This window comes from Streptomyces sp. SID13726, assembly GCF_010548375.1.
Taxonomy (GTDB): Bacteria; Actinomycetota; Actinomycetes; order Streptomycetales; family Streptomycetaceae; genus Streptomyces.
In genome coordinates, this window is record NZ_JAAGLY010000629.1 from 1 (window position 1) to 413 (window position 413).

The window sequence follows — 413 nt, forward strand, 5'->3', positions numbered from 1 at the left end:
ACTCCGGCGTCAGCGGACTCCAGTGGGTGGTCGAGGGCTACAGCCTCGTCTACGCGGCCCTGCTGCTCACCGGCGGCACCCTCGGCGACCGGTACGGCCGCAAGCGGATCTTCCTCACGGGCCTGGCCGTCTTCACCACGGGCTCGGCGGCCGCGGCGCTGTCCGGTACGACCGGCACGCTGATCGCGGCCCGGATGTTCCAGGGCCTCGGCGCGGCACTCCTCACGCCGGGCAGCCTGTCCATCCTGCGCCACGTCTTCACGGACGAGAGGGAGCGGGCCAGGGCGGTCGGCCTCTGGTCCGGCGTTTCCGCGCTGGGCCTGGCCGTCGGCCCGGTCCTGGGCGGGCCGATCGTGGACGCCTTCGGCTGGGGCGCCGTCTTCTGGATCAACGTTCCCGTCGGGGTGGCGGGC

General features: G+C 73.8%; 1 protein-coding gene. It reads left to right on the forward strand.

The annotated features are described in order from the left end of the window. On the forward strand, positions 1-413 hold a 413-nt coding region (locus G3I78_RS49480), incomplete at both ends, for an MFS transporter (RefSeq protein WP_164437225.1).